This window comes from Acidovorax sp. CF316 (assembly GCF_000276605.1).
Taxonomy (GTDB): Bacteria; Pseudomonadota; Gammaproteobacteria; order Burkholderiales; family Burkholderiaceae_C; genus Acidovorax.
On sequence record NZ_AKJX01000281.1, the window covers coordinates 1 to 8901 of the forward strand.

The 8901-nt window shown below is 68.7% G+C and carries 6 protein-coding genes; 5 read left to right on the forward strand and 1 reads right to left on the reverse strand.

The features are described from left to right. Positions 1-2933, forward strand: a 2933-nt coding sequence (locus PMI14_RS31460; RefSeq protein ID WP_007861514.1) for an S-layer family protein, incomplete at its 5' end; no start/stop codon positions are given. 161 nt (positions 2934-3094) lie between these two features. Here PMI14_RS31460 and PMI14_RS31465 read toward each other — a convergent pair. Then, positions 3095-3295, reverse strand: a complete 201-nt coding sequence (locus tag PMI14_RS31465; RefSeq protein WP_007861518.1) for a hypothetical protein — start codon at positions 3293-3295, stop codon at positions 3095-3097. 441 nt (positions 3296-3736) lie between these two features. On the opposite strand from PMI14_RS31465, the gene PMI14_RS31470 reads away from it, so the two are divergent. The 4 genes from PMI14_RS31470 (at position 3737) to PMI14_RS31485 (ending at position 8779) form a co-directional block, all read left to right on the forward strand. After that, positions 3737-5287, forward strand: coding sequence for an acyl-CoA synthetase (locus tag PMI14_RS31470; RefSeq protein WP_007861519.1), 1551 nt, complete (start codon positions 3737-3739; stop codon positions 5285-5287). Positions 5288-5405: 118 nt separating this feature from the next. Beyond that, positions 5406-6548, forward strand: a complete 1143-nt coding sequence (locus PMI14_RS31475) for a MaoC family dehydratase N-terminal domain-containing protein (protein WP_007861520.1) — start codon at positions 5406-5408, stop codon at positions 6546-6548. A gap of 11 nt (positions 6549-6559) precedes the next feature. Next, a complete protein-coding gene (locus PMI14_RS31480; RefSeq protein ID WP_035206394.1) occupies positions 6560-7765 on the forward strand; it encodes a CaiB/BaiF CoA-transferase family protein in 1206 nt (401 codons plus the stop codon). A 30-nt stretch (positions 7766-7795) separates the two neighbouring features. Beyond that, entirely contained in the window at positions 7796-8779 is a 984-nt protein-coding gene (locus tag PMI14_RS31485) for a tripartite tricarboxylate transporter substrate binding protein (RefSeq protein ID WP_007861522.1), read from the forward strand. Positions 8780-8901: the final 122 nt, after the last annotated feature.

Genomic DNA, 8901 nt, shown 5'->3' on the forward strand with positions numbered 1-8901 from the left:
AGTCGGCGGCCGCCGCCGATGCCACCGGCAATGCCGTCGTCGTCTCCGGCGTGTCTGCCCCCACCATCACCAGCGCCACCTACAACACCAGTTCCCATGTCCTGACCGTCACGGGCACCAACCTGGTCAAGACCGACGGGGCCAGCAACGACGTCACGGTCAACAAGCTGACCCTCACGGGCGAAGGCGGCGCCACCCGCGTGCTGTCCACCTCGGCCAACGTCGAGGTCATTTCGGCCACCAGCTTTGCCGTGACCCTCTCGGGCGCCGACATCGCCGCGGTGGAGACGCTGCTCAACAAGGCCGGGACCAGCTCCACGGGCGGCACCACCTACAACCTGGCTGCGGCCGATGACTGGAACAGCGTGGTCACGGGCGGCAACATTGCCGACCTCACGGGCAATGCCATCACGGTATCCATCCCGGGGCCGGCGCCCACCATCACCAGCGCCACCTACAACGCCACCAGCGGCGCCCTGGTGGTCACCGGCACCGGCTTCACCGCCCTGGCGGGGGCCGCCAACGACATCGTCGCCAACAAGTTCACCTTCACCGGCGAGGGCGACGCAGAGTACACGCTGACCACCACCGCCAACGTGGAGATCACCAGCGCCACCGCCTTCACCCTGACGCTCAGCACGGCCGACCGCGCGGCCTTGAACCTGCTGGTCAACAAGAACGGCACCAACTCCACCAGTGGCTCGACCTACAACCTGGCCGCCGGCGAGGACTGGGCCGCCGGGGCCGATGCCGCCTCGGTGGTGGCCGACCTCACGGGCAATGCCATCACGGTCTCCAACGTGGCCGTGCCCACCGTCACCAGCGCCACCTACGACGTGGGCACCGGTGTGCTGGTGGTCACGGGCACCAACCTGATGGGCAAGGCCGGCACCGCCAACGACATCGTGGCCAACAAGCTCAGCTTCACCGGCAAGGGCGGCGGCACCTATGGGCTGACCGACACCGCCAACGTGGACACCACCAGCGCCACCAGCTTCAGCCTGACGCTGAGCGCCTCCGACAAGGCCTTCGTGAACCAGTTGCTGGACAAGACCGGCACCAGCGCCACCGACAAGACCACCTACAACATCGCTTTTGCCGAAGACTGGAACGCCGGTGCCGATGCGACCGTGGTGATCGCCGACCTCACCGGCAATGTGATCACGGTCGGTGGCACGCCGCCTGCATCGAACACCGTGGATGGAACGCCTGTCATCGTCACCACGGCCCCTGACGGCACCACCACCACCACGGTGCCCGTGGTCGCCAGCAACCGGCCCGACACGCCCGGCTCGGGCAGCGCGCTGGCCGACATCCCCATCGCCAAGGCCGCCGATGGCCACGCCCTCGTGTCCGTCAGCATCCCCGTGGGCGTGGGCCTCACGGCCGTGGGGCAGTCCGTCGGCACCACGGGCTCGGCTGCACAGGCCGAGCTCCTCAAGCGCATCGACGCAGCGGCAGGCACCAACTCCGAGCTGGCCCCCCAGGTCAAGGCCTTCCTGGACACCCTGGGCGTCAACGAATCGCTGGTGGTGCAGACCATCAAGCCCACCACCGGCACAGGTTTCAACCCCAACGTGCCACTGGTGATCAGCGGCAGCGCCGCGGCGGGTGACGGCAAGCAGGCCATCGTCATCGACGCCCGGGCCCTGCCCGCCGACACCGTCATCCAGGTGGACAACGTGGCATTCGTCGCCATCGTCGGTGCCGTGCGCCTCATCGGCGGTGCAGGCCAGAACATGGCCAGCGGCGATGGTGCTGCCCAGTGGATCGTGCTCGGCCCGGGCAACGACACCATCCACGGCGGTGGCGGCAACGACGTGGTGGGCAGCGAGGCGGGCGACGACCAGGTGAATGGCGATGCCGGCGACGACATCGTGTTCGGCGGTGCGGGCAACGACCTGCTCTCCGGCGGTACCGGTAGCGACAAGCTCAATGGCGGCACGGGCTTCGACGTAGCCATCCAGGAGGGCGCGCGCGCGGACTACACCGTGACCCTGGACGGAGCAGGCATCAAGCTGACCCATACGCCTTCGGGCGTGTCCGACTGGCTCGTGGATGTGGAGCAGGTGCGCTTTGCGGCGGGCCCGAGCCTCACCGTGGCGCACAGTGCGGCCGAGGAGGCTGCCGCTTTCCTGTACCAGAAGTGGCTGGGGCGCGATCTCACGCAAGGCGAGGGCGCCATCATCCAGCCCTTCGCCAGCACATCGGCGCTGGAAGTGGCCACCTTGTTTGCCCAGTTCTTCCCGCAGCAAAGCGCGGGCAAGACGCCGACGCAGCTGCTGGAGGGCATGAGCACCGCAGGCAACATACGCGTGGATGCCATCCGCGAGATCACCGTCACGGGCAATGCGGGCAACAACACCATCAGCCCCACGCTGGGCCTGGCGCGGTTTGTGGATGGAGGGGCAGGCACCGACACCGTCGTCATCCCGGCCACGCTGGCACAGACCCATGTGCAGCAAAACGCCAATGGATCGTTCACCCTGCAACGCACGACCGATGGGGCCATGCTCGATATGACGCGGGTCGAGCGCCTCACCTTCAGCGACACCAAGCTGGCGCTGGACCTCGGCGGCAACGCCGGCCAGGCCGCCAAGCTGCTGGGGGCACTGGGCGGCCCGGCGCTGGTGAACAACAAGGCGGCGGTGGGCGAGGTGATACGCCTGCTGGATGCCGGCGCCACCAGCCAGACCATCGCGGGCATCGGGCTGCAGCTGCTGGGCGCGCAGACGCCGGCCCAGGTGGCGCAGCTGCTGTGGACCAACGTGGTGGGCCGCTCCGGCACGCAGGCCGAGCTCAAGCCGCTGGTGGACCTGATGGCCAGCGGGGTCTCGTTCAACGAGGTGGTGGTGCTGGCCGCCAACCTGGATGCCACGGCTGCGCGCATCGACCTGGTGGGGCTGGCCAGCGAGGGGATCGAGTTCTCCTGAGGCCGGGCCTTGCGCAGGCAGGCCGGCATGCCTGGCGTGGCTCAGGCGCCGGATTTGCGCGGCGCACTGGCGGCGCCCTGCGTGGCGGGCGGCAGCAAGGCCACGGCGTTGCCCGGCGAGCGGCCCACTGCGTTGAAGCGCGACTGGTAGCCCCGCACCAGCTACAGCAGCTGCGGGCAGGACTCCCGCTCCGGGCCGCACGGCGCGGCCCAGCCGCCCACGGCCCAGTTGCAGCCACTGGCATCGCGTTCAGGCAACGCGATGAGGCGGGGCTCCACCACGCCGAATGTTGGCTGCTGCAGCAGCACCTCCTGCGCAATCAGCGCTCGGAGTTGTTCAAAGGTCTTCAGCTGGCGGTTCATGGGCTGGCCGTGTCGGTGGGACGAAGCCGCCATTGTCGAAAATCCGCCCCACCATTGTCAAAATCACCAATCAATTGTTCATAGACAATTATTGACAAGGTGCGGGCGCAACTGCTGCCAGCGCCCGCGCCATCCAGTGCCCCCCATGGCCTGCGAGGCCAGCCCCTGGTGCGCCTGCCAAGCCGGGCGGCGGCAAGAGGCACCGCCGCCACGCGCAGCTGCCTGCGCCCACACGGCAGCTCGGCAGCTCGGCAGCCCGACGCCTCCCCCGTCTCCTCCCTGCCGCCCTCACCCCGTCGCCCCATGCGCGCACCCGGATAGCCCCGGTGGCGGCAAGCATCAACTCCATTGTTATTGTCTATGTACAACCAATAGTCCTATTTGACAATTTTTACCAGGATACCGAGACTGCATGCACCGCCACACAGAGCCCATGCAGCCATGAACCGACTTACCGACACCACGAGCTACGCCGATGCACAGAGCCACTTTTCGAGCGAGCGGCTGTGGGACCTTTTTGATGGAGACCGCCAGTCCTTCAACATCGCCCATGAGTGCGTGGACCGCCATGCGGGCCAGGGCCGCGATGCAGTGATCGTCTGCCGCGCGGACGGCATGGACGAGAAGATCAGCTTCGACGAGCTGTCACGCGATTCCTCGCGCTTCGCCCACTTCCTGGAGGCCCGAGGTGTGGGCCGGGGCGACCGCGTGGCCATCATGCTGGAGCCCTCGCGCGAGTTCTACACGGCCATGTTCGGCGTGATCAAGCGCGGCGCCATCGCCGTGCCGCTGTTCACCCTGTTCGGGCCCGACGGCGTGCGCCTGCGGGTGGGTGATTGCCAACCCGCCCTGCTGGTCACCAACGAGGACAAGCGCGACGTGGTCGCCGGCCTGGGCAGCACGCCGTTCGAGGTGTTCAACGGGGGGCTGTGGCAACGGCTGGCCGCCCTGCCCGGGCAGTACCATGCCCGCTCGGCCCCTGAAGACCTGGCGGTGTTCCAGTACACCTCGGGCACCACGCGCGAGCTGCCCGAAGCCGTCAGGCACACCCACAAGGCCCTGGTCACGCTGATGGTGGCAGCGCTCTACGGCACGGGCCTGCGCCCGGGCGACCGCTTCATGTGCCCGTCGTCGCCTGCCTGGGGCCACGGGCTGTGGCATGGCACGCTGGCCCCGCTGGCGCTGGGCCTCACGGTGGGCAGCTACAGCGGCCGCTTCAACCCCGAGCGGCTGCTGCAGGCGCTGTCGACCCACCGCTTCACCAACATGTCGGCCGCCGCCACCCACTACCGCATGGTGAAGAACTGCGGCAAGGCGGCCGGGTACAGCTACCACTTCGAGAAGCTGTCCTTCACCGGCGAGCCCATCGACGACGACACGGCCGACTTCGTGCAGCAGCAGTTCGGCCTGCCGGTGTGCAGCATGTACGGCACCACCGAGATCGGCGTGGTGCTGGCCAGCTACCCCGGCGCGGCGGACTTCCCGGTCAAGCGCGGCTCGCTGGGCAAGGCCGTGCCCGGCACCGTGGTCGAAGTGCACGACGCCGAAGGCCAGGTCTGCCCGCCCGGCGTGACCGGCCAGCTCATGGTGCTGCGCCGCGGCCTGTGGGTGCCCACCAAGGACCTGGGCCGCACCGACGAGGACGGCTACTTCTACCACGGTGGTCGCGCCGACGACGTGATCATCTCCGCCGGCTGGACCATGAGCGCGGTGGAGATCGAGAACGTGATCCTGATGCACGAGGACGTGCTCGAAGCCGCCGTCATCGGCGTGCCCGACGCCATCCGGGGCCAGGTGGTCAAGGCCTTCGTGGTCTCGGACCGCGCGCACAGCGAGGCCTTCATCCAGGAGGTGCAGAACCTGGTGCGCACCAAGCTCAGCCAGCACGAATACCCGCGCCACATCGCCTTCGTGCCGGAGCTGCCCAAGACCCCCGCCGGCAAGGTGCACCGCAAGGTGCTGCGCGAGCGCGAGGTGCTGGCCTGCGCCTGAGCAGCGCCGCGCCCCATCCCTTTCCCTCTCCCCATCCGTTTTCAGCAAGTCCGTCAGTCCGTCAGTCCGTCAGTCCTTTATTCATCGATTCACCAACCACCACAAGGAGAATCCACCCATGTCAGCACGCTCCCAGCAACGCAGCTTTCCCAAGATCACCGACGCCGGCCTCGACGATCTGCGCGAACGCATCGGCGTCAAGATCGGCCAGACCGCCGAGCCCTGGTGCCACGAGGCCACGCGCGACAACATCCGCCACTACGCGCACGGCATCGGCGACGACAACCCGCTGTGGTGCGACCCCGACTACGCGGCCAAGACGCACTACGGCGGCATCGTCGCCCTGCCCAGCTTCCTGTTCGCCACCAGCCGCATCGTCTCGGGCTATGTGGGCGGGCTGCCGGGCGTGCACGCCATGTGGTCCGGTGCCGACTGGACCTGGCACAAGCCGGTGCGCCGCAACGACGTGATCTCCACCGAGGCCTCGCTCAAGGACCTGGTCGAGCACCAGACCCGCTTTGCCGGCCGCGCCATCCAGCAGATCTACCACGTGGACTTCTTCAACCAGAGCGGCGACAAGGTGGCCGAGGCCGACAGCTGGTGCTTTCGCACCGAGCGCGACCACGCCCGCGAGCAGGGCAGCAAGTACCAGAACGTGCGCGAGCGCGGCCCGCGCCAGTACACCGACGAGGAGCTGGGCGAGGCCTACAAGCTCTACCGCGACGAGGAAGTACGCGGCGCCACGCCACGCTACTGGGAGGACGTGAACGTGGGTGACGAGCTGCCCACCATGTTCAAGGGCCCGATGACGGTCACCGGCTTCATCGCCTACGCCCAGGGCTGGGGCGGCCTGTACATCCGCGCCAACAAGCTGGCCTGGAAGCTCATCGACGCGCACCCGGGCGTGGGCATCAAGAACCGCTTCGGCATCCCCGACGTGCCAGAGCGCGTGCACTGGGAAGAGGACTTCGCCCTGGAGGTCGGCGCCCCCGGTGCCTACGACTACGGCCCCGAGCGTACCTCCTGGCTCACCCACCACCTGACCAACTGGATGGGCGACGCCGGCTTCCTGCACAAGGCCAGCTGCAAGATCCGCCGCCACAACCCCGAGGGCGACATGCTCTTCATCAAGGGCAAGGTCACGCGCAAGTTCCAGGAGAACGGCCAGCACCTGGTGGAGATCGAGCAGCAGGCGCACAACCAGGACGGCGAACTCTCCGTGCTGGGTGGCGGCGTGGTCGTGCTGCCCAGCCGCGGATGAACCCCAGCGCCATGCAAGGCTTCAGCGGCGCCACGGCGCTCCAGGGCCTGCGCGTCGTGGACCTCACGCGCGTGCTGGCAGGCCCGCTGTGCACCCAGATGCTGGCGGACAACGGCGCCCTGGTGGTCAAGATCGAGCCGCCGGGCGGCGACGAGACCCGCCACCTGGGCCCGCCCTACGACGCCATGGGCCACAGCGCCTACTTCGCCGCGCTGAACCGCGGCAAGAAGGCGCTCGGCCTGGACCTCAGCCAGCCCGAGGCGCAGGAGGTACTGCACCGCCTGCTGGCCGATGCCGACGTGCTGGTCGAGAACTTCCTGCCCGGCACCATGGAGAAGTGGGGCCTGGGCTATGAAGCCGTGCTGGCCGCGCGCTACCCGCGCCTGGTCTACTGCGCCATCTCGGGCTTCGGCCGCGACGGCCCGCTGGGCGGATTACCGGGCTACGACGCCGTGCTGCAGGCGCAGTGCGGGCTGATGAGCATCAACGGCGAGTCGGCCAGCGGCGCCACGCGCATGGGCATTCCCATCGTGGACCACCTCACCGGCTACGTCGCGCTCACCGGCATCCTCATGGCGCTGTGCAGCCGGCACGGCAGCGGCAAGGGGCAGCGCGTGGAGGCCACGCTGTACGACACCGCGCTCAGCCTGCTGCTGCCGCATGCGTCGAACTGGTTCGCCTCGCACCAGGCGCCGGGCCTACTGGGCAGCGCGCACCCCAACATCGCGCCCTACGACAAGTTCCAGGCGCGCGATGGCCACGTGTTCATCGGCATCCTCAACGACAGCCAGTTCCGCCGCTTCGGCCAGCACCTCGGACAACCCGGGCTGCCCGAGGACCCGCGCTTTCGCACCAATGCCGACCGCCTGGCCAACCGCCAGGCGCTCAAGGCCGTGATCGAGGCGGCCATCGCCGCATCGGACTGCGGCCCGCTGTGCGAAGCGCTGATGCGCGTGGGCGTGCCCGCCGGCGTGGTGAACGACGTGCCCCAGGCCCTGGCCCAGGCCCACTGCGCGCACCGCCAGATGGTGATCCGGCAGGGGCCGTTCACCGCGCTGCGCACCCCGGCACGCCTGTACGGCACCCCGGCGTCGCCGGGCACGCCGCCACCGCGCTTTGGCCAGCATGCCGACGAGGTGCTGGCCGGGCTCGGATTCGACGAAAACCAACGCAGGGACTTCTACACCCGGGGCATTGCCCGTACCCTTCCCTTGTGATCTGCAGACCAAAAAAACCAGGAGACAAGCATGCGATCCATCGCTGCCACCATTGTTGTGACTGCGGCCAGCCTGCTGTGCCCGTGCGCCCCTTCGGCGCAGGCACAGGCACAGCCCCCCTATCCCACCAAGCCCATCCGGATCATCGTCGCCTACGCCGCCGGCCAGGGCACGGACGTCGCCACCCGCTACCTGGGTGAGCAGCTCGGGCGCGAGCTGGGCCAGCCCATCGTGGTGGAGAACAAGGCCGGCGCGGGCGGCATCCTCGGCACCGAGCTGGCGGCCCAGGCCGCGGGCGACGGCTACACCCTGACCATGGGCACCAACGCCACCCATGTGCTCAACCAGTTCCTCTATGCCAAGATGCCCTTCGACCCCGAGAAGGACTTCGAGCCCATCGCCATGGTGGGCACCTTCCCCATGGTGCTCGCCGCCGGTGCCGCCACCCCGTACCGCAGCATTGGCGACGTGCTGGAGGCCGTCAAGCGCACGCCCGGCTCGGCCGACATCGCCATGCCCAGCACCTCGGCCCGCCTGGTGCTCGAGTTCCTCAAGGAACGCTCGGGCGCCCCGCTCTTCGGCATCCCGTACAAGGGCTCGGGCAGCGCGATGACCGACGTGCTCGGCGGCCAGTTGTCCGTGACCATCGACACGCCGCTCGCACTGCGCCCCCACCTCGCGGCCGGCAAGCTGCGCGCCCTGGGCGTCACCTCGGCCACCGCCAGCAACCTGGCACCTGGCGTCAAGCCCGTCGCCGAGCAGGGCCAGGCAGGCTTCGAGTTCGTCGCCTGGAACGCGCTGTACGCCCCCAAGGGCACGCCAGCGGACATCACGCGCACGCTCAATGCGGCCGTCAACAAGGTGCTGGCCAGGCCCGAGGTGCGGCAGCGGCTGCTGGACCTGGGGTTCGAGCCGGCCGGGGGGAGCGCGGCTTATCTGGGGGTCTTTGCCAGGAAGGAGCGGCAGCGGTGGGCGCCGATCATCAAGGCGGCGGGGATCAGGGCGGATCAGTGATCTGTGGTTTTTAATTTGTGGAGCCGTGCTGCTGTGCTTATTGGATGGCGTGCTTTGGTTGAGGGCGGAGGCCGGGGTGTGCGCCCGGCGGCGCACCTACCTTCTTTTGCTTCGCCAAAAGA